17 protein-coding genes, 1 tRNA gene and 2 riboswitches are annotated in these 22,478 nt (G+C 64.5%); of the genes, 12 read left to right on the top strand and 6 right to left on the bottom strand.

Going from position 1 to position 22,478, the window contains the following annotated elements:
• Nucleotides 1-226 precede the first annotated feature (226 nt).
• Both putA and QCE63_RS00810 read left to right on the top strand, forming a co-directional pair.
• A complete protein-coding gene (gene putA / locus QCE63_RS00815) occupies nucleotides 227-4,162 on the top strand; it encodes a trifunctional transcriptional regulator/proline dehydrogenase/L-glutamate gamma-semialdehyde dehydrogenase (RefSeq protein ID WP_309829614.1) in 3,936 nt (1,311 codons plus the stop codon).
• A 100-nt stretch (nucleotides 4,163-4,262) separates the two neighbouring features.
• Nucleotides 4,263-5,408, top strand: coding sequence for a branched-chain amino acid ABC transporter substrate-binding protein (locus QCE63_RS00810; RefSeq protein ID WP_309829612.1), 1,146 nt, complete (start codon nucleotides 4,263-4,265; stop codon nucleotides 5,406-5,408).
• A gap of 51 nt (nucleotides 5,409-5,459) precedes the next feature.
• On the opposite strand, the gene QCE63_RS00805 is transcribed toward QCE63_RS00810, so the two are convergent.
• From QCE63_RS00805 to QCE63_RS00795, 3 genes are all read right to left on the bottom strand, one after another.
• On the bottom strand, nucleotides 5,460-6,005 hold the full coding sequence (locus QCE63_RS00805; RefSeq protein WP_309829610.1) for a cytochrome b/b6 domain-containing protein: 546 nt from the start codon (nucleotides 6,003-6,005) through the stop codon (nucleotides 5,460-5,462).
• Nucleotides 6,006-6,010: 5 nt separating this feature from the next.
• Nucleotides 6,011-6,274 (bottom strand): PepSY domain-containing protein, encoded by a 264-nt coding sequence (locus QCE63_RS00800; RefSeq protein ID WP_309829608.1) that lies wholly within the window; start codon nucleotides 6,272-6,274, stop codon nucleotides 6,011-6,013.
• Nucleotides 6,275-6,352: 78 nt separating this feature from the next.
• Entirely contained in the window at nucleotides 6,353-8,068 is a 1,716-nt protein-coding gene (locus QCE63_RS00795) for a thiamine pyrophosphate-binding protein (protein WP_309829606.1), read from the bottom strand.
• 324 nt (nucleotides 8,069-8,392) lie between these two features.
• Here QCE63_RS00795 and flhF point away from each other — a divergent pair, with 324 nt between their 5' ends.
• The 3 genes from flhF to QCE63_RS00780 are packed head-to-tail and all read left to right on the top strand — an operon-like array spanning nucleotide 8,393 to nucleotide 11,837.
• Nucleotides 8,393-10,177: a flagellar biosynthesis protein FlhF gene (gene flhF / locus QCE63_RS00790; protein WP_309829605.1), complete on the top strand. Its 1,785-nt coding sequence runs from the start codon at nucleotides 8,393-8,395 to the stop codon at nucleotides 10,175-10,177.
• A complete protein-coding gene (locus tag QCE63_RS00785; protein ID WP_309829603.1) occupies nucleotides 10,170-11,087 on the top strand; it encodes a MinD/ParA family protein in 918 nt (305 codons plus the stop codon). Before flhF ends, QCE63_RS00785 begins: the two co-directional genes overlap by 8 nt.
• Before the next feature lie 18 nt (nucleotides 11,088-11,105).
• Nucleotides 11,106-11,837, top strand: coding sequence for an RNA polymerase sigma factor FliA (locus tag QCE63_RS00780; protein ID WP_309829602.1), 732 nt, complete (start codon nucleotides 11,106-11,108; stop codon nucleotides 11,835-11,837).
• Between the two features lie 61 nt (nucleotides 11,838-11,898).
• On the opposite strand, the gene QCE63_RS00775 is transcribed toward QCE63_RS00780, so the two are convergent.
• Nucleotides 11,899-12,891, bottom strand: coding sequence for a GGDEF domain-containing protein (locus QCE63_RS00775; RefSeq protein ID WP_309829600.1), 993 nt, complete (start codon nucleotides 12,889-12,891; stop codon nucleotides 11,899-11,901).
• Nucleotides 12,892-13,212: 321 nt separating this feature from the next.
• Between QCE63_RS00775 and QCE63_RS00770 the strand changes: the two genes are divergently transcribed.
• Nucleotides 13,213-14,205: an aromatic ring-hydroxylating dioxygenase subunit alpha gene (locus QCE63_RS00770; RefSeq protein ID WP_309829597.1), complete on the top strand. Its 993-nt coding sequence runs from the start codon at nucleotides 13,213-13,215 to the stop codon at nucleotides 14,203-14,205.
• A 27-nt stretch (nucleotides 14,206-14,232) separates the two neighbouring features.
• On the opposite strand, the gene QCE63_RS00765 is transcribed toward QCE63_RS00770, so the two are convergent.
• Nucleotides 14,233-14,308 (bottom strand) — tRNA-Arg (locus tag QCE63_RS00765).
• 340 nt (nucleotides 14,309-14,648) lie between these two features.
• Here QCE63_RS00765 and QCE63_RS00760 point away from each other — a divergent pair.
• Nucleotides 14,649-15,545 (top strand): c-type cytochrome, encoded by an 897-nt coding sequence (locus QCE63_RS00760; RefSeq protein WP_309829596.1) that lies wholly within the window; start codon nucleotides 14,649-14,651, stop codon nucleotides 15,543-15,545.
• Nucleotides 15,546-15,762: 217 nt separating this feature from the next.
• Here the strand turns inward: QCE63_RS00760 and QCE63_RS00755 are convergent, their stop codons facing one another.
• Nucleotides 15,763-17,850, bottom strand: a complete 2,088-nt coding sequence (locus tag QCE63_RS00755; RefSeq protein ID WP_309829593.1) for a UvrD-helicase domain-containing protein — start codon at nucleotides 17,848-17,850, stop codon at nucleotides 15,763-15,765.
• A gap of 174 nt (nucleotides 17,851-18,024) precedes the next feature.
• On the opposite strand from QCE63_RS00755, the gene QCE63_RS00750 reads away from it, so the two are divergent.
• The 5 genes from QCE63_RS00750 (at nucleotide 18,025) to gcvH (ending at nucleotide 22,464) form a co-directional block, all read left to right on the top strand.
• Nucleotides 18,025-19,068: an oxidoreductase gene (locus tag QCE63_RS00750; RefSeq protein WP_309829591.1), complete on the top strand. Its 1,044-nt coding sequence runs from the start codon at nucleotides 18,025-18,027 to the stop codon at nucleotides 19,066-19,068.
• Nucleotides 19,069-19,235: 167 nt separating this feature from the next.
• Entirely contained in the window at nucleotides 19,236-20,027 is a 792-nt protein-coding gene (locus QCE63_RS00745; RefSeq protein WP_309829589.1) for a hypothetical protein, read from the top strand.
• Complete coding sequence (locus tag QCE63_RS00740; protein ID WP_309829585.1) at nucleotides 20,024-20,416, top strand: hypothetical protein; 393 nt, start codon at nucleotides 20,024-20,026, stop codon at nucleotides 20,414-20,416. Before QCE63_RS00745 ends, QCE63_RS00740 begins: the two co-directional genes overlap by 4 nt.
• A 112-nt stretch (nucleotides 20,417-20,528) precedes the next feature.
• Nucleotides 20,529-20,631, top strand: a riboswitch (glycine riboswitch).
• Nucleotides 20,632-20,640: 9 nt separating this feature from the next.
• Nucleotides 20,641-20,773, top strand: a riboswitch (glycine riboswitch).
• Nucleotides 20,774-20,886: 113 nt separating this feature from the next.
• The gene (gene gcvT / locus QCE63_RS00735) at nucleotides 20,887-22,011 is read left to right on the top strand and encodes a glycine cleavage system aminomethyltransferase GcvT (RefSeq protein WP_309829583.1); all 1,125 of its coding nucleotides are present in this window, start codon (nucleotides 20,887-20,889) and stop codon (nucleotides 22,009-22,011) included.
• Between the two features lie 72 nt (nucleotides 22,012-22,083).
• A complete protein-coding gene (gene gcvH / locus QCE63_RS00730) occupies nucleotides 22,084-22,464 on the top strand; it encodes a glycine cleavage system protein GcvH (RefSeq protein ID WP_309810807.1) in 381 nt (126 codons plus the stop codon).
• Nucleotides 22,465-22,478 lie beyond the last annotated feature (14 nt).

The raw sequence follows: 22,478 nt of genomic DNA, 5'->3' as shown, positions 1-22,478 counted from the left end.
GCGCATTGCTTAGGGTTTGTCCCAAAATTTAATTGCTTCAGGGAAAGTACTAAGCCAAGGTCGTTACCACATGTCTCGAGTGACCGACGCAAGCCATTGATCCATAAGGGTTATTCTAGGGTGCAACCCATTTTGAAAATCGGTTGCACCTTTTATATCAGCGGAGTACGATTCGCCCACTTTTTAGTCTTTCGCCGGTTACGCACCACCGGCAAACGAAGGAAACATGGCGAGCACAACCTTAGGCGTCAAAGTCGATGATCTGCTGCGTTCCCGGCTGAAGGATGCCGCGACGCGTCTCGAGCGCACCCCTCACTGGCTGATCAAGCAGGCGATCTTTGCTTACCTCGAACGCATCGAGCACGGCCAGTTGCCGCCCGAGTTGTCGGGTGCGAACGGCGGCTCCGAACTGGCCGACACCGCGCCTGTCGATAGCGACGAGGACGGCGCGCCGCATCCCTTCCTCGACTTTGCCCAGAACGTGCAGCCGCAATCGGTGCTGCGCGCGGCGATCACCGCCGCGTACCGCCGCCCCGAACCGGAGTGCGTGCCGTTCCTGATCGGTCAGGCGCGCCTCCCGGCGAACGTCTCCGCCGATACCGAAAAACTCGCGACCAGGCTCGTCGAAGCGCTGCGCGCGAAGAGCTCGGGCGGTGGCGTCGAAGGCTTGATCCACGAGTTTTCGTTGTCGAGCCAGGAAGGCGTCGCGCTGATGTGCCTCGCGGAAGCGCTGCTGCGCATTCCCGACCGCGCCACGCGCGACGCGCTGATCCGCGACAAGATCAGCAAAGGCGACTGGAAGTCGCACATGGGTCAGGCGCCGTCGCTGTTCGTGAACGCCGCCACATGGGGCCTCATGATCACCGGCAAGCTGGTGACGACCAACAGCGAAACGGGCCTGTCGTCCGCGTTGACGCGCCTCATCGGCCGGGGCGGCGAGCCGCTGATCCGCAAGGGCGTCGACATGGCGATGCGCCTGATGGGCGAGCAGTTCGTCACCGGCGAGACCATTTCCGAGGCGCTGGCGAACAGCCGCAAGTTCGAGGCGCGCGGTTTCCGCTACTCGTACGACATGCTCGGCGAAGCCGCGACGACCGAGGAAGACGCGCTGCGTTACTACGCGTCCTACGAGCAGGCCATCCATGCGATCGGCAAGGCGGCCGGCGGGCGTGGCATCTACGAGGGCCCGGGCATCTCGATCAAGCTTTCCGCGCTGCATCCGCGCTACTCGCGCGCCCAGCAGGAACGCACGATGAACGAGCTGCTGCCGCGCGTGCGTTCGCTGGCGCAACTCGCGCGTCGCTATGACATCGGCCTGAACATCGACGCGGAAGAAGCCGACCGTCTCGAACTCTCGCTGGATCTGCTCGAAGCGCTGTGTTTCGATCCGGAACTCGCGGGCTGGAACGGCATCGGCTTCGTCGTGCAGGGTTATCAGAAGCGCTGTCCGTTCGTGATCGACTATCTGGTCGATCTCGCCCGCCGCAGCCGCCATCGCCTGATGATCCGCCTCGTGAAGGGCGCGTACTGGGATACGGAAATCAAGCGTGCCCAGGTGGACGGCCTCGAAGGCTATCCGGTCTACACGCGCAAGATCTACACGGACATCTCGTATCTCGCGTGCGCGAAGAAGCTGCTGGCCGCGCCCGACGCGGTCTATCCGCAGTTCGCGACGCACAACGCATTCACGCTGTCGGCGATCTATCACCTCGCCGGCCAGAACTACTATCCTGGCCAGTACGAGTTCCAGTGCCTGCACGGCATGGGCGAGCCGCTGTATGAAGAAGTCACCGGCCGCGACAAGCTCAATCGTCCGTGCCGCGTGTATGCGCCGGTCGGCACGCATGAAACGCTGCTCGCGTATCTCGTGCGGCGTCTGCTCGAAAACGGCGCGAACACGTCGTTCGTGAACCGCATCGCCGACGAAACGATTCCGGTGAAGGATCTCGTCCAGGATCCGATCGACGAAGCGCAGAAGCTCGTGCCGCTCGGCGCGCCGCACGCGAAGATTCCGCTGCCGCGCCATCTCTACGGCGACGAGCGTCCCAATTCGATGGGCCTCGATCTGTCGAACGAACATCGGCTGGCGTCGCTGTCGTCGGCGCTGCTGGCGAGCGCGAATCATCCGTGGCGCGCGCAGCCGATGCTCGAAGGCGCAGCGGCCGACGACGCGGCCAACGGCGTCGCCCGCGACGTGCGCAATCCGTCGGATCTGCGCGATCTCGTCGGCACGGTCGTCGAGGCTTTGCCTGAACAGGTGAGCGCGGCCATTGCCAACGCCGTCGCCGCTGCGCCCATCTGGCAGGCGACGCCGGTCGAAGACCGCGCGGACTGCCTGACCCGCGCCGCCGACCTGCTCGAAGCGCAGATGCACACGCTGATGGGCCTCATCATTCGCGAGGCGGGCAAGTCGCTGCCGAACGCGATTGCCGAGATTCGCGAAGCTGTCGATTTTCTGCGTTACTACGCCGCGCAGATCCGTGGCGAGTTCTCGAACGATACGCATCGTCCGCTCGGTCCGGTCGTGTGTATCAGCCCGTGGAACTTCCCGCTCGCGATCTTCATGGGACAGGTCGCCGCCGCGCTCGCGGCCGGCAATCCGGTGCTCGCGAAGCCGGCGGAACAGACGCCGCTGATCGCCGCGCAAGCCGTGCGCATCCTGCGCGAGGCCGGCGTGCCGGCGGGCGCGGTGCAACTGCTGCCGGGCAATGGTGAAACGGTGGGCGCGGCGCTGGTCGCTGATCCGCGCACCCGCGCCGTGATGTTCACCGGCTCGACCGAAGTCGCGCGCCTGATCAACAAGACGCTTTCCGAGCGCCTCGATCCGGACGGCCGCCCGATTCCGCTGATCGCCGAAACCGGCGGCCAGAATGCGATGATCGTCGATTCGTCCGCGCTCGCGGAGCAGGTGGTGGCGGACGTGCTGCAGTCGTCGTTCGATTCGGCCGGCCAGCGCTGTTCGGCGCTGCGCGTGCTGTGCCTGCAGGACGACATCGCCGACCGCACGCTCGAGATGCTCACGGGCGCGATGAACCAGCTGGCGGTGGGCAATCCGGACCGGCTCTCGGCGGACGTCGGCCCGGTCATCGACACGGACGCGAAACGCGGCATCGACGCGCACGTCGTCGCGATGCGCGAGAAAGGCCGCAACGTCGTGCAGCTGCCGATGCCGGATCACTGCGCGCAAGGCACCTTCGTGCCGCCGACGCTGATCGAACTGGAGAACATCGACGAGTTGAAGCGCGAAGTGTTCGGCCCGGTGCTCCATGTGGTTCGCTACCGCCGATCGAACCTTGATAAACTCCTCGACCAAATTCGCGCGACCGGCTATGGCCTGACGCTGGGCATCCATACGCGCATCGACGAAACCATCGCGCATGTCATTTCGCGGGCGCACGTGGGCAACATCTACGTGAACCGCAATGTGATCGGCGCCGTGGTCGGCGTGCAGCCGTTCGGCGGCGAAGGTTTGTCGGGAACAGGTCCGAAGGCGGGTGGCGCGCTGTACTTGCAGCGCCTGCTGGCCAAGCGCCCGGGCGGCTTGCCGAAGTCGCTGGAAAGCGCGCTGACCGTTGATCCTTCCGCGACGAAGGACACGCCGGCCGCGGCGCTCACCGCATTGCGCGACTGGGCGATCGGCGAGCGCGATCCGCACACGGCCGCGCGTTGCGACGGTTATCTGCAGCATGTGATGGCGGGCGCGACAGCGGTGCTGACCGGCCCGACGGGCGAGCGCAACACCTACACGCTCGGCGCGCGCGGCACGGTGCTGTGCGTGGCGGCGACGCAGAGCGGCGCGCGCGCCCAGTTCGCGGCGGTGCTCGCGACCGGCAATCGTGCGTTGTTCAGCGGATCGGCGGGCGAGCAACTGGCGGCGTCGCTGCCGGCGGCGCTCAAGCCGTATGCGCAGGTTCGCCGGGCGGCGGAAGACTTCGACGCCGTGCTGTTCGAAGGCGACAGCGATGAACTGCTGTCGCTCGTGAAGGAAGTCGCGAAGCGTCCGGGACCGATCGTATCGGTGCAGGGCGTGGCTGCGGGAGCGTTCGCCGACGCGGGCCACGACGGCGAAGACTATGCGCTCGAACGTCTGCTGACGGAACGCTCGGTGAGCGTGAACACGGCGGCGGCAGGCGGCAATGCCAATTTGATGACGATCGGCTGAGTTACCCCTCGGACGTTCTGATCAGGAACATTCAAACAAGCGGCAGCAGGCACGGTGATCCCGGCACGCGCTGCCATCCACACTGGAACCAGGAGAAGCTATGAAGCACACGATGACCAAGCTGGCGGCAGCCATGACGCTCGCCGGCCTGTTCGCGGGGACGGCAGCCGCGCAGACGGCGGAAGACGTGAAAGTGGGTTATGCGGGTCCGCTGACGGGCGCGCAGGCGCACTACGGCAAGGACATGCAGAACGGCATCACGCTCGCGGTGGAAGATTTCAACGCGACGAAGCCGGTGATCGGCGGCAAGCCGGTTCGCATCGTTCTGGAATCCGCTGACGACCAGGCCGACCCGCGCACCGGCACGACGGTCGCGCAGCGCCTCGTGGACGATGGCATCAAGGGCATGCTGGGCCACTTCAACTCGGGCACGACGATCCCGGCCTCGCGCATCTATGCGAACGCGGGCATTCCCGAGATCGCCATGGCGACGGCGCCGGAGTACACCACGCAGGGCTTCAAGACGGCGTTCCGCATGATGACCTCGGACACGCAGCAGGGCTCGGTCGCGGGTGAGTTCGCGGTGAAGAACCTGAAGGTCAAGAAGATTGCGATCGTCGATGACCGCACGGCCTACGGCCAGGGTCTCGCCGACCAGTTCGAGAAGGCGGCGAAGGCGGCGGGCGGCACGATCGTCGACCGTGAATTCACGAACGACAAGGCCGTGGACTTCAAGGCGATCCTGACCAAGATCAAGTCGATGAACCCGGACCTCGTGTACTACGGCGGCGCGGATTCGCAAGCCGGCCCGATGGTCAAGCAAATGAAGACGCTCGGCCTGCGCGCGCCGCTGATGGCGGGCGAAATGGTGAAGACCGACACCTTCATCAAGATCTCGGGTGATGCGGCCGACGGCACGGTGGCCTCGCTTGCCGGCCTGCCGATGGACCAAATGCCGGGCGGCGCGGACTACGAAGCGAAGTACAAGAAGCGCTTCAACGAAGACGTGCAGACCTACTCGCCGTACGCCTACGACGGCGCGATGGCGATGTTCACTGCAATGAAGGCGGCCAACTCGACGGATCCGGCCAAGTACCTGCCGTTCCTCGCGAAGACCGACATGCAGGGCGTGACGGCGAAGCACCTGCAATACGACTCGAAGGGCGATCTGAAGAACGGCGGCATCACGCTGTACAAGGTCGTCGGCGGCAAGTGGACGACGCTGCAGAGCGTGGGCGGGAAGTAAGCGCGCCAGCTTTTGCGGTTGATGTTTTGAGTGAAAGCCCCGTGATTCAGGTCACGGGGCTTTTTCTTTTTCGGGACCGCGCTTGTTGCCTGTCACCATCGCCCCGATGAGATTCTCCCGCGTCCATACACTCATCAGCACGGCCGCAAGAACATGCACGCAGACGCACACTTCCACCGCGACCGCGAGCCAGCTGTGAAGCTCCTGCGGCCAGTCTTCGCCCCAGAAGGCATCGAGCCGCATGATCCAGCCGGATAGCGCCAGCGCGAGAATCAGGCACCACAGCGTGAGCGCCATCAACGCGCCGAGCGGATTGTGCGAGAGATGGTGCATCGGCTGACCGGCGGCCAGCGAACGCAGATACTCGACGAGATGCATACACGTAGGCCACCACGCGGAAAAGCGCGCGTGCCGCGAGCCGATGAAGCCCCACACGATGCGCGCGGCGACCAGCCCCGCCGCGCCATACCCGAGCAGCCTATGAATGGAATCGGTCGGACCGAACAGGTTCCAGAGGACGATGCCCGCGACGGCCCAGTGCGTGAGCCGTACCCAGATGTCCCAGACTTTCGTGGGCCAGGTCACGGGCGGAGACATGACGCTTATTCCACTTCCGACTTCACGACCGCGAGCGTCTTCGTGTCGTAATAGATCTCGACCTTCTTGCCGTTCTTGTCGTGACCGTAGATCTCATAGCAGTTGCCATCGACCTTGAACTTGCGGATCTTGTAGCCTTCGGCCTCGAGCTTCGCCTTCGCGTCGGACTCCTTCATCCACTCGCTTTTCGGATGCGCCGTGCAATCCGCCTTCGCGAAGGCCGCACCCGACAATCCCATTGCCAACGACAACGCCAGAATCTTCAGCATGACTTACTCCCGGTGGTTTCGGACCGGCTACTCTAGCGCCACCGGAAGCGCGCCGCAAGCAGACTGAAAGTTTGTCCGCTAACGCTTGCCTTGCTGGCGAATGTGTTCGAGCGTCGCGCCGGGGGTGCTCTGTTCCGCCGGAACGCGGATTTCGATCACGGCAGGCAGGCCGGAACGTTGCGCGCGCTCGAACGCGGGCATGAACTGGCTGGTCGTTTCGACGAGTTCGCCATGCGCGCCGAAGGCCCGCGCGTAGGCGGCGAAGTCGGGGTTGGTCAGTCCCGTTCCGTGCACGCGGTTCGGATAGTGCCGTTCCTGATGCATGCGGATCGTTCCGTACTGGCCGTTGTTCACGACGATGAAAATCACCGGCAATGCATATTGCATGGCCGTGGCCAGCTCGTGGCTCGACATCATGAAGCAGCCGTCGCCCGCGAAGGCGATCACCGTGCGCTCCGGATACAGCGACTTCGCGGCGATCGCGGCCGGCACGCCGTAGCCCATCGCGCCGCTGGTGGGCGCGACCTGCGAGCGAAACTGCCGATACGAATAATGCCGATGCAGCCACGTCGCATAGTTGCCGGCGCCGTTGGTGAGAATGGCGTCGGCGGGAAGGGTGTGTGCGAGCTGGCGCATGATCTCGCCGAGCTGAACATCGCCGAGCATCGGGCGCGGCTCGCGCCAGTCGAGATACGCGGCATGTGCCGCTTCCGCCTCGCCGGCCCACGCGATGGAACGCGGCGGCGGCAGTGCGGCGAGCATCGCCGCGATTTCCGGCATGCCCGAGACGATCGGCAAATCCGCGTGGTAGACGCGCCCGAGTTCCTCCGCACCCTGATGAACGTGAATCAGCGTCTGTTTCGGCTTCGGGATGTCGAGCAGCGCATAACCGCCCGTCGTCGATTCGCCCATGCGCGGGCCGAGCACGAAGAGCACGTCGGCGTCACGCACGCGCGCGGCAAGCGCCGGGTTGATGCCGAGACCGACATCGCCGGCGTAGTTCGGATGCTCGTTCGACAGCGTGTCCTGATAACGAAATGCGCAGCCCACCGGCAACTGCCATTGCTCGACGAAGCGCGCGAAGTCCTGCGTGGCGTCTTCCGTCCAGCCGCTGCCGCCCGCGATCACGAACGGCTTCCGCGCGTTGCCGAGCAACTCGCGCAGGCGCTCCATCTGGGCCGGCGCGGGCGCGGCCGCCACGCGCTGGTAGCGCGGCAACGGCGGGATGGCGGCAAGCGTCTCGGTCAGCATGTCTTCCGGCAACGCGAGCACGACCGGCCCGGGACGCCCGGCCGTCGCGACGTGAAACGCGTGACTCAGATATTCCGGCACGCGGCGCGGGTCGTCGATCTGCGCGACCCACTTCGCCATCTGCCCGAACATGCGCCGGTAGTCGATCTCCTGGAAGGCCTCGCGGTCCATGTGATCGCGCGCGCATTGGCCGATGAGCAGCAGCATCGGCGTCGAATCCTGAAACGCGGTGTGTACGCCGATCGACGCATGCGTGGCGCCCGGCCCGCGCGTGACGATCGCCACGCCCGGACGTCCGGTCAACTTGCCGACCGCCTCAGCCATGTTCGCCGCGCCGGCCTCGTGGCGGCAGACGATGGTCTGGATCTGCGCGGTTTCGTCGTGCAGCGCATCGAGCACCGCGAGGAAGCTTTCGCCGGGCACGCAGAACACGCGCTCGACGCCGTGATGGACGAGCGCATCGACGACGAGACGGGCGCCGGTCGTCTGGCTTTCGGGCGAAGCGGGAGAAGCGGGCGAAGCAGCGGAAGCGGCGGACGTCATGCGATGAAGTCTCCTTGAAGGGTCCGGAAACGCCTCGGCGCGATGCCGGAGAGGAGCCGGACGATGAGCGACGTGCCCTCCAGCTTACGCGTTCGGGCGCGGCTTCGGCCACGCGCCGTCCGGGAATATTTGCCGGCGGCGGGCGTGCAGTCTTCTTGGCCCCGAGGCGTCCATCAGCCGAAATACCCCTTTTTCCCACCCTTTATCCAGCGATGGGCCCAAGGGGAACTTCGCAATAATGGCTTCACTGAAAAGCGGGACCGGCAAGCAGGCAGACCGGTTCGCTCGCAACGATCGCCGTATCACACCTCATCGGGGGCAAGTTTGAACATTCGTAAATTCATCGGCGCGAACAGCCGTGACGCACTGCGCCAGGTTCGTGAAACGCTCGGTCCCGATGCCGTGGTGTTGTCGAATCGCACGCTGGACGACGGTTCGGTCGAAATCGTCGGGGTGGCGGACAGCGATATCGCTTCGATCTCGCCCGCCGCGAAGGAACAGGCGGTGCGTTCGGGCGGCGCGTCGCGCGCGGCGCTGGCCGCGGCGGCAGCAGCGATTCCGGTGAAGCAGCAGGCAGCCACGAACCCCTACGTGAGCGGCGACGTGTTTTCCTCCGTGTTCGGCGCGAATGCCGACGACGAAGACGACTACGCGTCCCCCGCCGACGACAGGTCCCGTACGATGGCCGACACCAACCCGTGGCTGGTCGAACACGCGAAGCGCCTGGCTCAACAGGCGTCGCTGCCGTCGAATCGCCCGCTCACGCCGTCGGCAGCGATTGCGCGTGGCATGGGCGTGCCGGTGACGACGCTGTCGCAGGCGCCGGTCGAGTCGGACGAAACGGAAGTTGCCAAGTACGCATTGCGCCAGCAGCAATCGGCGCGAGCCGAAGCGACGCAGCCGGTCAAGCAGCCCGCCACGCAGCAGAAGATCGAAACCCCCGACTGGGCGCGCGAAGCCGCGCAGGTCGCTGCCCGCCGCGCCGCGCACAAGATCAACACGAGCGCGCCGCACGCCGAGACGCCGGCGCCGAGCGCCGCGCCTGCCACGCCGGAAAGCGTCTTCGAAGGCCTGCCCGCGAATGCGGCGGCGGTCGTGACGGAAGCGATCCGGGCGCGCATGCAGCAGGTCGTCAACGACACGGTGATGAACGAACTCTCGTCGATGCGCGAGATGATGGAAGAGCACTTCGCCGGCCTGATGTGGAGCGAACGCCAGCGCCGCAACCCGACGGGCGGCGCGCTGACCAAGCGCCTGTTCTCGGCCGGTTTCTCGGCGCAGCTCGTGCGCATGGTGATGGACAACATGCCGGAGATGGAGAGTGTGGAAGGCGCGCTCGAATGGGTGCAGCAAGTCCTCGAAAGCAACATTCCGGTGATGGACAGTGAAGACGCGCTGATGGAGCGCGGCGGCGTGTTCGCGCTGATGGGCCCGACGGGCGTCGGCAAGACGACCACCACGGCGAAGCTCGCGGCGCGCTGCGTGATGCGCTTCGGCGCGAGCAAGGTTGCGCTGCTCACGACCGACAGCTACCGGATCGGCGCGCACGAGCAACTGCGCATCTTCGGCAAGATTCTGGGCGTGTCGGTGCATGCGGTGAAGGACGCCGCCGACCTGCAACTGGCGCTGTCCGAACTTCGCAACAAACACATCGTGCTGATCGACACGATCGGCATGAGCCAGCGCGACCGCATGGTTTCCGACCAGATCGCGATGCTGTGCGGTGCGGGTCATCCGGTGCAGCGCATCCTGCTGCTCAACGCGACCAGCCACGGCGACACGCTGAACGAAGTCGTGCAGGCCTACAAGAGCGCGCCGGACCAGCCGCCGCTCGCGGGCTGCATCCTGACGAAGCTCGATGAAGCCACCAATCTCGGCGGCGTGCTCGACACGGTGATCCGCTACAAGCTGCCGGTGCATTACGTCTCGACCGGACAGAAGGTGCCGGAGAACCTGTACGTCGCGACCAAGCGTTTTCTCATCAAGAGCGCGTTCTGCATTCCGCGCGACGGCTCGCCGTTCGTGCCGAACGACGAAGAAGTGCCCGCGCTGCTCTCCGCGCTGTCCGCGCGTGCCTCGACCGACATGCATGGGGTGCACTTTGGATAAGTTCGTGCTCGACCAGGCAGAAGGTCTGCGACGGCTCCTCACGCGAGCCGGCTCGCGGGTGGTGGCGGTCGTGGGCGGCCCGGCGGGAATCGGCTGTACGTCGACGGTGTTGAACCTCGGCGCGGCGCTGTCGGTGCATGGCAAGGACGTGCTCGTGATCGACGAGCACCGCAATTCGGCTTCGGCCAGCCGGCTCGCCGGCATCGAGGATGCAGCCGCGGCCGCCGCGGTGATGGCGGGCCGCAGCACGCTCGCGGAAGCTGCCGGGCGCACGCCGTTCGGTTTCTCGCTGCTTGCGGCGCCGCGTGACGAACGCATCAGCCACGACGCCGCGCAATGCCGCGCGTTGCTGGACGGTCCGGCGGACATCGTGCTGATCGACGCGCAATTGGACCGGTATGGCGCGCTCTCGTCGCTCGCGGCGCAGGCGCATGACTTTCTCGTAGTGACGCGGGTGGCCGCGTCGGCGATCACCGAGGCGTATGCGTGCATGAAGCGTCTGCACTACGCCCATGCGATCGGCCAGTTCCGCGTGCTGATCAATCACGTGCAGAACCCGGCCGATGCGGCGGTCGCGTTCGACAACCTGTCGGGCGTCGCAAGCCGGTATCTGGCTGTGTCGCTGGTGCAGGCGGGATATGTGTCCGAGGATGCGCGCGTCGCTCGGGCAAAGGAACTCTCACGCTGCGCAGTCGAAGCGTTCCCGGCTACAGCCGCGGCACGCGACTACCGCGCGATTGCAGCAGAGCTCCTCCACTGGCCGATGCGCCCCGCGCCGTATGCGCGTGCGGTGAACGGCCAGGCGGACGCGCGAATTCCGGTTGGCGACTCTGAGCAGGGCGGGCGGGAGACGGCGCATCGTGCGGCCGCGCTTCACGAACTGGCCATGAGCAGTACGGCGTCGATGTGATCAAGATAGGTGACCAAGATGTATAACGCCCAAGGCAAACTCTCACAGTCCGAAACGCTGACGAAATATGCACCGCTCGTTCGCCGGCTGGGGCTTCAGCTCGTCGCCAAGATGCCGGCGAGCGTCGATCTCGACGATCTCATCCAGGCCGGCATGATCGGCTTGTTGGATGCGGCTGGCCGCTACAAGGAAGATCAGGGCGCGCAGTTCGAAACGTATGCAAGCCAGCGGATCCGCGGCGCAATGCTCGACGAGCTGCGCGCCAACGACTGGCTGCCGCGCAGCATGCGCAAGACGTCGCGCGAGGTGGAATCGGCGGTGCACAAGGTCGAGCAGAATCTCGGCCGGTCCGCCAGCGAAACGGAAATCGCCGAGCACATGAAGATGCCGCTCGACGAATACCAGTCGATGCTGCAGGACCTGCACGGCGCGCAGCTGATCTATTACGAAGACTTTGACCGTTCCGCCGATGACGAGCCGTTCCTCGACCGCTACTGCGTCGACCGTTCGGATCCGCTGTCCGCGCTGATGGACGACAGCCTGCGCGGCGCGCTGATCGAAGCCATCGAACGGCTGCCGGAACGCGAAAAGCTGCTGATGAGCCTGTACTACGAGCGCGGCCTGAACCTGCGCGAGATCGGCGCGGTGATGGAAGTGAGCGAGTCGCGCGTGTGCCAGCTGCACAGCCAGGCGGTGGCGCGTCTGCGCACGAAGCTGCGCGAGCAGGCCTGGACCGGCGCCGAGGCTTGACGCTTGACGCTTGAACTGTGATGCATGACACGGATGGCCCGCAGCGATGCGGGTCATTTTTTTAGCCGGTTTCGAAGTCGTGGGTTTCGGCGAACACGGTCTTGCCGGCGCCCAGACTCTTCGCGCGATACATCGCACGGTCGGCGGCGCGCAGCACGGTATTCATGTCGGACTGGCGCACGATCGTCGCGCCGGACAACAGGCAGGCGCCGATGCTTGCCGACACCGAAACCTTCCGTTCCTGCACCGACGTGATCGCGGCTAGCGCAGAGTGAATGCTGTCGGCCACGGCGAGCACCGCCGACCGGTCGCGCATCTGATGGGCGAGCACCACGAATTCGTCGCCGCCGAGCCGGGCGATGGTGTCAGTCCGGCGCAGGCGGGTCTCGAGCTGTTGAGCGAAAGATTGCAGCAGCACATCGCCGACCGCGTGCCCGTAGGTGTCGTTCACTTCCTTGAAACCGTCCAGGTCGATCAGCAGCAGGGCCGTGGCGTCATCGCCGTCGTGGCCGGCGGGTGGCGCGGTCATCGCCCGGTTGACGATCTTCTCCAGCGCATAGCGATTCGACAAGCCCGTGAGCGGATCGGTGGACGCTTGGCGCGCGAGATCCAGATTGAGCTTGCCAAGCCGGTCGACTAGCACGCTCAGATACACCGATGCCCCCAGCACGCTCAGTCCCAGACCGATCGCGACCGGCAGGTTGGCATGCCACCACGGTTGTACGAGGCCGAGCGCGATCACCACGATGAGCGCCGTCGCACAGGACACCGCGAGCGTGCGCTTGCCATACCGGCATCCCGAACCGATCAGAAACCAGAACATCACCCAGATGAGCGGCAGCGCGCTGGCGCCGCCGGCCGCGAGCGCGAGTCCGAGCAAGGCTTGATCGGCGATGGTCGTGAGCGTGAGGCGCGTCCCGGACGTGGCGCTCGCGCGGCTCACGACGAGCAGCGTCATGGCGCCGTACGACACATAGAGGGCGACGAGCCGCACGACCATCGAGGCATCGTGTGACGGGCGCCACCACTCGAAGAGGCCATACGCGAGAAGCACCGCAGTTCCCATCCAGACCCGAAGCGTGGCCTGCTCCCGTTCGGGACTCCGGTGCCCGGACCCAATGAAAGCCTGGATCCGGCGTGCCGGTTGATGCGCCTGCTCCATATGAACCCCTGGATGGTGATTTCTTGCTGTTATGGTGTGCTGCTGTCTCTGTATGTGCGGCCCCGTCGCGGGAGGTGGTGTGAAGGCGTTGCATCGGGTTGCACCGTCGCGCGACCCGCTATTCTGCTACTTTTTGCGATTTCGCTGCAGGTTGGGTTGGGGCAATCGCGGTCTTGCGAATCTTCCCCATCTTCCTGCTTACGGCTGATGACAATGCACAACAACGCTTCTTCCCTGCAAGGCGAATGGCTGCCGGTCTGCAACAGCGAGGACGTGCCGGAGGGCGAGGCGCGAGGATTCCTCGTCGCGGATGAGCGCATCGTCGTGTGGCGGGACAGTCTCGATGCAGCGCATGCGTGGCGCGACGCCTGTCCGCATCGCGGGGCGCAACTGTCGCTCGGCTCGGTATCGCGCGACTGGATCACGTGTCCGTATCACGGCTGGCGATATGACATCGAGGGGCAGTGTCTGCATATCCCGTCGAATCCCGCACTGCGTCCGCCGAAACGCGCCTGTGCAACGACCTTCGTCAGCGAAGAGAAATACGGCGTTGTCTGGATGTGTTTCGGCGAGCCCGCGTATGCGCTCGATTTTTATCCGGAAGCCGATGTGCCCGGCGGGCGCCGCATCAATCTTGCGCCGCAGACGGTGAGGTCATCGGCGCCGAGAGTGGTCGAGAATTTTCTCGACATGGCCCATTTCTCTTTCGTGCATGGGGGGATTCTGGGCGAGCAGGCGCATACCGAGGTGCCCGATTACGAAGTCGTCCCGGTCGATGGCGGTCTTGAAGCGCGACAGTGCCGTTATTGGCAACCGGCCGGCATGCCGGGACAGGGCGGCGGCGCGATGATCGACTATGTGTATCGCGTCAGGCGGCCGTTGATCGCGAGTCTCACCAAGATGGCCGTGGGCGGGCAGGGCGCGCTGCACATCATGCTGGTGGCGTCGCCGGTGTCGGAGACGGAAACGCGGGCGTGGCTCGTCTCCATTCACGAAGATGACGCGACGCACAGCGATCAGGCGCTTTATGACTTCAACATGGAGATTCTGATGCAGGACACGCCGATCGTCGAATCGCAATGGCCGAAGTGCTTGCCGTTGGCGCTCGATGCAGAGCTGCATCAGAAGTGTGACCGAATGTCGGTGGCCTACCGGCGATGGCTGGCGGAGCTGGCGTTCGGGTGGGGGACGACGGGTGGGGTGTAGCGGCTGCGCTGAGAAACGACAGCGACTTGGTGCGCCCGGCTGGGATCGAACCAGCAACCCCTGCCTTCGGAGGGCAGTACTCTATCCATTGAGCTACGGGCGCATCGGCGGTGGGCTGTTGAACAAGGCAAGCGGCCCAAAGAAAGCCGGCTTCAAGGCCCACGCGAATCCGAGAGGATACCTGTTTTCCCTGACCCCGTCCATCGCGCGGCGCTGCAAACTCGATGCCCGCTCGTTCGGCCAAGCATCACACGATTCGGGTAAACGCCCGTCCGGTCACGCTGCCGCCCTGTGCCGCCGCTCGAACGTTCCGTCTATAATCGACCGAGCCTTTCCCCACGGCTTTGTCTCGGCGCCAGGTCTGAGCGCCCAGGCAATGCATGCGGTAGCTGTCACGCTGTCACTGAACCGACTCACACCAAAAAACGGGAGACGAGACAAGCATGAGCGAAGCACCCCACGGAGCCCCGATCAAGACGCCCGGTCAACTCATCGTCGCGATCATTGCGGGATTCGCCATTCCCGTCGCCATCATCATTCTGCTCGCCGTCTATGTGAACAACTCGACGCGCACCGGCGCAGGCACCGATATCGAAGCCTCGGTGAACGAGCGCATCGCGCCCGCCGCCCAGGTCGATGTCCGCGACGCCAACGCCCCGCGCGTCTACAAAACCGGCGAGGAAGTTTTCAAGGCCGTCTGCTCCGCCTGTCACGCTGCCGGCACCGCCGGCGCGCCCAAGTTTGGCGATGCCGGCGCGTGGGCGCCGCGCATCAGCGAAGGCTACGACACGCTGCTGCACAACGCGCTCAACGGCAAGGGCGCGATGCCCGCGCGCGGCGGCACGAATCCCGACGACTACAGCGACTTCGAAATCGCGCGCGCGGTCGTCTACATGGCGAACGACGGCGGCGCCAAGTTCGCGGAGCCCGCGCAACCAGCGCCGGGCGCGGCGGCGAACGCAGCAAGCGCACCGGGTGCAGCCGCACCGGCAGGCGCGAGTTCCAACGAGAACGCACAGGCCGCGGCCGCCGTCGCCGCGCTGGCTTCGGTGCCGCAGGCCGCACCGGCTCCGGCTGCCGGGGCCCAGAGCGCCGACGCCGCGCAAGCCGGCAAGGCGCTCTACGAGCAGGTCTGCCAGGCGTGTCACGCAGCAGGCGTGCTCGGTGCACCGAAGTTCGGCGACAAGGCCGCATGGACTCCGCGCCTGAAAGAGCCGATGGACACTGTCTACAACTACGCGCTGCACGGCAAGGGCGCGATGCCGCCGAAGGGCGGATCGAACGCGCCGGACGCCGATGTCAAGGCCGCCGTCGACTACATGGTGAACGCGTCGAAGTAAGAGGCCAGGCCGCAAAGCAAAAAACCCTGCGCACGCGAGTGAACTGCACCCCAAAAGTTGGACACCGGTCCAACGATTTGGGGTGTTTTTTCATGAGCAAGCACAGCGCACGATTCAAGCAAGCAGTCGTCAAAGACTATCTATGCGGCAAGCACGGCGGTTTTGCGGGGGTGTCGCAGGGTTTTTTTGAATGCACCAGATGAACCCCGGCGCGAACTCAGGTCTTCTGCAGCATCGCCTTGAGCATCGCCATCCGGTCCTTCGGCGACAGCGGCGCTTCTTCGGCAGTCGGCGGCGGCGCGTCGTCGAGCAGCATCTCGGGAATGAAGCGCGACGGTTCGCACACCACCGTCTCGCGCGCCCGCTTGCGCTTCTTGCACCAGTTCAGATGCAGACTGCGCTGCGCCCGCGTGATAGCGACGTACATCAAACGGCGTTCTTCCTCGATGCGCGCATCGTCGACCGGCGTATCTTCGTCCGAAGCGCCGCGATGCGGCATGATGCCTTCCTCGACGCCCACCAGGAACACGTGCGGATACTCCAGCCCCTTCGACGCATGCACCGTCGACAGGCGCACCGCATCCGGATCCTCTTCCTTGCCTTCGAGCATCGACATCAGCGCAACGGTCTGAATCAGTCCCAGCAGGTTCTTGCCTTCGTCGGCGAGACCGTCGGCGGTGTCGAAGCCGGTCTGCTCCGTGCCGGGCGCCGCTTCGGGCTTGGTGCCCTTGCGCTTCAGCCATTCGAGGAACTCGAGCACGTTCTGCCACTTCGACTGCGCCTGCCGTTCATCGTAGGCATCGTAGAGATACGACTCGTAGTGAATGGCTTCCATCATGTCATCGAGGACTTCGGTGGCCGGATCGCGCGCGGCGCGGTCGGAGAGCCGTCGAATCCACTCGCAGAAGGTGCGCAGCGGCTCGACCTGCCGCGCCGACAGACGCGCCTCGATGCCGCCCATGAACACCGCCTCGAACAGGGACACCTTCGCCGCGCCCGCGAACGCGCCGAGCGCTTCGAGCGTCGTGTTGCCGACACCCCGGCGCGGCGTCGTGATCGCGCGGATGAAAGCGGGATCGTCGTCGGGATTCGCGATCAGCCGCAGATAGGCGATCAGGTCCTTGATCTCGGCCTTGTCGAAGAACGATTGCCCGCCCGACAGCACATAGGGAATGCGCTCGCGCCGCAGCACCTGTTCGAAGATGCGCGCCTGGAAGTTGCCGCGATAGAGAATCGCGTAATCGCGGAACTGCGTGCGCCGTTCGAACTTGTGCGCCGAGAGCCGGAACACCACGGATTCCGCCTCGTGCTCTTCGTCGTTGCAGCCGGTTACGGTGATCGTGTCGCCCATGCCGTGCTCGGACCACAGCTTCTTTTCAAACAGTTTCGGATTGTTGGCAATGACGTTGTTCGCCGCGGTCAGGATACGTACCGTCGAGCGATAGTTCTGCTCCAGCTTGATGACGTGCAGCTTCGGAAAGTCCTTGCCGAGCTGCGCGAGATTCTCGATGGTCGCGCCGCGCCAGCCGTAAATGGCCTGATCGTCGTCGCCCACGGCCGTGAACGCGGCGCGCGGTCCGGCCAGTTGCTTCACCAGTTCGTACTGGCAGGTGTTGGTGTCCTGATACTCGTCGATCAGCAGGTAGCGCAGGCGGTTCTGCCACTTGTCGCGCACCTGCTCGTTCTGTGCGAAGAGTTGTGCCGGGCGCAGGATCAGATCGTCGAAATCGAGCGCCTGATAAGCGTGCAGCGTGGCGGCGTAGCTGCGATACACGATTGCCGCCTGATGTTCGTCCTCGTTGCCGGCGAGCACCGACGCCTGATCGGGCGACACCATCGCGTTCTTCCACAGCGAGATGATCGACTGGATCTTGCGGATCAGCCCCTTGTCCGTGGTGCCGAGCTGCTCCTGAACCATGCCGAAGCAATCGTCGGAATCCATGATCGAGAACTGCGGCTTCAGGCCGACGTGCTCCGCCTCTTGCCGCATGATCTGCACGCCGAGCGAGTGAAACGTGCAGATAGTCAACTGATTGACCGGAATCCGGCGGCCTTCCTTGCCCGGCGCGGTCAGTGTCTTGCCTTCAAGCAGCTTGGCGGTGCGCTCGCGCATTTCGAGCGCGGCCTTGTTCGTGAACGTGAGCGCCGCGATGTGCTTCGGCTCGAAGCCGCGCCCCTCGATCAGATGCGCGATCTTCTGCGTGATCACGCGTGTCTTGCCGCTGCCCGCGCCGGCGAGCACGAGACAGGGACCATCGAGATAGCGCACGGCTTCGTTTTGCGCGGCGTTCAGACCTGCGGACATCGTTCTGGGCTTTGGATTCTGAGGCGCGCGGCACGTAGCCGGCGCATGGAGGAGTGCGCGATGTTAACACGATGAAAAGCACGAGGTTCCGGCCCTGCTTCCCGTCGACGGGCACCGGGCGTCGAGCGCGGGCGTGCCACAATATCAAACCGCTTTCCACGACAGGATGCCCGCATGAGTTCAGCACTGAAAGTCGGTGTAATGGGTTACGGCCTCGCCGGCGCGACGTTCCACGCGCCCGTCATCGAGCATTGCGGCCGGGCCGAAGTGACCGCCATCGCGACCAGCCAGGCCGAGCGCGCGCAGGCCGACTATCCCGACGCGCAGATCGTGGCGGACCTCGACGCGCTGCTGGCCGTTCCGGGGCTCGAGTGCGTCGTCATCGCGACGCCGAACGACACGCACTTCGACCTCGCGCAGCGCGCGTTGTCGGCAGGCAAGCATGTGGTCGTCGACAAACCCGTCACGCTCAGCGCCGCCGATGCCCGCACGCTCGCCGATCTCGCCCGGCAGACAGGGCTGCTGTTCGCGCCGTTCCACAATCGCCGCTGGGACGGCGACTTCATGACGTTGCGCGGCTTGATCGAAAGCGGGAGGCTCGGGCGCATCGCCCATTACGAATCGCACTTCGACCGCTTCCGCCCCAAGGTTCCGCAACGCTGGCGCGAGGAAGCGGCGCGCGGCGGCGGGTTGCTGTTCGATCTGGGGCCGCATTTGATCGACCAGGCGCTGACCTTGTTCGGCGCACCGGAGACGGTGACGGCGTTCGTCAAGACGCATCGCGATCACGCGCATGCACCGGATTACGTGCATCTCGTGCTCGGCTACGACGACAAGCAAGTGATCCTGCACGCAAGCGCGCTCGCGGCGCTGGAGCCGCCGCGTTTTGCGGTTCACGGCACGCGCGGCAGCTACGTGAAGAACGGGCTCGACACGCAGGAAGATCAATTGCGCGCCGGCATGCGGCCGGGCAATCCGGAGTTCGGCAAGAATCCGCCGGGTCTGCTGCGCGAAGTGGACGGCGATCACGATCTGCGCCATGAATTCGCGACGAGGGACGGCGCGTACATCGAGTTTTACCGGGCGCTGGCGGCGTCGATCCAGGATGGCAAGCCGTTCCCCGTTTCGCCGCAGGATGCGGTGGATACGATGACGATCATCGAACTGGCCATGCAGAGCGATCGCGAAGGGCGGAGCGTGGCGTTCGCGAGGGCGTGAAAGCACGTGCTGATGAAAGGCGTGAATGCGGGCGGATTGCTGCTAGATTCATGCCTTTCGTGTATTCCGGCAGGCGTTATTTCTGATTTTTTTCGAGACGGCGGTTTGCTTCGATTGCGCTGCTAGTATCCGGACAGATCGTGATTTGAATTCCGGAGCAGTCGTCCTTGAACCTTCCCAAACTCGCCACGACGGAATGGCTCAGCGAAGTGATCGACATGACGATCACAACGAATGGCAATGCATTCCGGATAAAGCGTATTGAGCGAGAAGCTCAGGCACTTCTCGAAAGAGCCCGGCAGCAGCCGGAGTTGTGCTGGCTAATTCTTGCATTTACTGCCTTTTTGCGTGGCGACCGAGGCCAGTGCATTCGGTGTATTGAAGCCGCTCATGCGCTCGCGAAACATGATGTGATGATTCTGGGCAATGCGGCCTCGCTTTTGAACAATATAGGCATGCCGCGTCTTGCTGTCGAATACGCGCGTCGGGCGGTCTTGAATGCAGGTGATGATGCTCGATTCAAGGTGAATGCGGCACGCGTGCTTTTCGGAGCACTGCATTTCGAAGACGCGGCGAACATCGTTCATTCTCGGGAAAATCACAGCGCACTAACGGAAGTGGATGCGTTTTTTGTGTCGATGGAGGGGATCCTCGGCAGGCTTCAGAGCGCGGAGATCGCCATCGAGTTACGTCTGGCTCTGCTGGAGTCGGCCATCGCGGCCATCTGCGAGGAAGAGTGTGTCATCAGGCAAACCACCGTCGTGGTTTATCCGGACCACTCCATGCGATACGAGCTTTTCGTCGATCAGTCCGCGAGCCGTTGTGCCACCGTGAATTTCGCGATAGCGGACACGTTGACCGAACGCTTCGAGAACGCTCACCCTGAAGCCATCACATTTGCGTGCCGTCCATTTGCCTCCTATATCCCGGCAGGTGTGTCCATCGAGGTAGAGCGATGAGTATCGAAGTCGATGATCTGTTGAAGCTGGCCGAACAGCTGTCGGCGGGCAGTCACGAATGTGAATGGCGCGCGGGCGCCTCGCGCGCCTACTACGCCGCCTGCCACAAGGCGCTGATCGTGGCGGATCACTGCCTGCCATCCAGTCCGCAGCTTTGTGGTGAGCACGTCAAGCTCACCGAGCGACTCAAGGCAGGAGGCATGAAAGGACGATCACTGGCCTATTCACTGATCGACCTCAAGCGCGTGAGAACAGATGCAGACTATCGTCTCGCCGAGCCGTTCACACAGTGTCAGGCCACGGATCTGCTGGCGAATTGCCGTGCGTTTGTCCCTCGGGCGGACGCTTTCCAGGCGCACGTCGAACGCGCCCAGACCGCCTTTTCCTGATCGGCCGCGCCCCCCCGGCCAAGCGCAATCCCGGTGCGCCGCGAACTGTCCGCCCCCACCCATTCCGCCCCCGGATGCGTTTGACAACCCCAATTCGGTCGCGTAAATTCTGCCGCACGCGTCGGGAGAGCGCGTGGCCGCTGTTCAAGCAGTGTCGCCGCGCCGCCGAAGGGGCATACCCGCAAACTCTCAGGCAAAAGGACCGACGGCGTCGAGGAACCATTTCCTCGCACTCTGGAGAGCGGCAGCGGCTTCTGTAACGGAGCCAGTTGCCCACCGAAGGGGCGCGCGATGAACCGCAGCACGACCGTGCACGGTTCGCGCAATCTCTCAGGTACCGAGGACAGAGGGGTCACGCATCGCAATCGTCGCGGCATAAGCCTTGCGCGCTGTTCGACAGCACGAAAGGCTCATCCGGCAGACGAAACGTGCGCTGCGTGGCCTTTTTTGTTTCGCGAACCGAGGCCCCGATGACCGACCTTCAACACACGCCCCTGCACGCCGCCCATCTTGCGCTGAACGCGCGCATGGTCGATTTCGGCGGCTGGGACATGCCCGTCAACTACGGTTCGCAGATTGACGAGCATCGCGCCATCCGCACCGATGCCGGCATGTTCGACGTCTCCCATATGCGCGTCGTCGATTTCGAAGGCGAAGCCGTCCGCGATATCTTCAAGTACGCGCTCGCCAACAACGTCGACAAACTCACGACACCCGGCCGCGCACTTTATTCGTGCCTGCTCAACGGCAACGGCGGCGTCATCGACGACCTGATCGTCTATTACTTCTCCGAGACGAGCTTTCGCGTCGTCGTGAATGCGAGTACCGCCGAGAAGGACATCGCCTGGTTCGGGCAGTTGAATGCTGAAGGCGAGTTCAACCTCTCCATCGCGCCGCGTCGCGATATGGCGATCATCGCCGCTCAAGGTCCGAACGCCCGCGAAAAAGTCTGGCACGTACTGCCCGACACCCGCACGCAAACCGAATCGATCAAGCCGTTCAACGCAGTGCGCTTCCCGTCGACGGCATACGGCGAAGTCATGCTCGCGCGCACCGGCTATACCGGTGAAGACGGTTTCGAGATTGTCGTGCCCGCGACGCACGTCGAAGCGCTGTGGAACGCGCTGCGCGACGCCGGCGTCAAGCCCGCCGGTCTCGGCGCGCGCGATACGCTGCGGCTGGAAGCCGGCATGAACCTCTATGGTCAGGACATGGACGACACCGTCTCGCCGCTCGACGCCGGCCTCGCATGGACGGTGGACCTGAAAAGCGAACGCGACTTCGTCGGCCGCAGCGCGCTGGAAGCAAATGGCGCGCAGGCGAACTTCGTCGGACTGGTGCTGATGAAGGAAAACGGTCGCGCGGCCGGCGTGCTGCGCGCTCATCAGAAAGTGCTGTCGCAGCACGGCGAAGGCGAGATCACGAGCGGCACGTTTTCGCCGTCGATGCAGGAGTCGATCGCGTTCGCGCGCGTGCCCGCCGCCGTTGCCGTCGGCGACATGGTGCAGGTCGTGATTCGTGACAAGCAAGTCCCGGCGCGCGTGGTAAAACTTCCGTTCGTGCGCAACGGCAAGGTCCTGGTGGATCTCTCCTGAGGCAGGTTCAAGCCGCTGCGCCCGTTTCCTCCGATCAAGAACCTCACGAACGCATCACGCAAGGAGCATCCAATGAGCATCCCGGCCGATCTGAAATACACCGAATCGCACGAATGGGTCCGCACCGAGTCCGACGGCACCCTGACCGTCGGCATCACCGATCATGCGCAGGAAGCGCTCGGCGACATCGTGTTCGTCGAACTGCCGGCAGCCGGCAAGAGCGTCGCGGCGGGCGACGCCATCGCGGTCATCGAATCGGTGAAAGCCGCCTCCGACATCTACGCGCCGGTGTCGGGCGAGATCGTCGCGTCGAACGACGCGCTGGCAGCCGCGCCGGACCAGGTCAATGGCGCGCCCTACGAAAGCTGGCTCTTCAAGATCAAGCCGTCGAGCAATGACGGTCTCGACAAGCTGCTCGACGCTGCAGGCTACGGCCAGTCGATCGGCGAATAACTTTCTCTATGGAC

Origin of the sequence: Caballeronia sp. LZ065, from assembly GCF_031450975.1 — a bacterium.
Lineage (GTDB): Bacteria > Pseudomonadota > Gammaproteobacteria > Burkholderiales > Burkholderiaceae > Caballeronia.
Note: the sequence above shows the minus strand (reverse complement) of the source record. Positions and strands in the feature narration are given on the sequence as shown.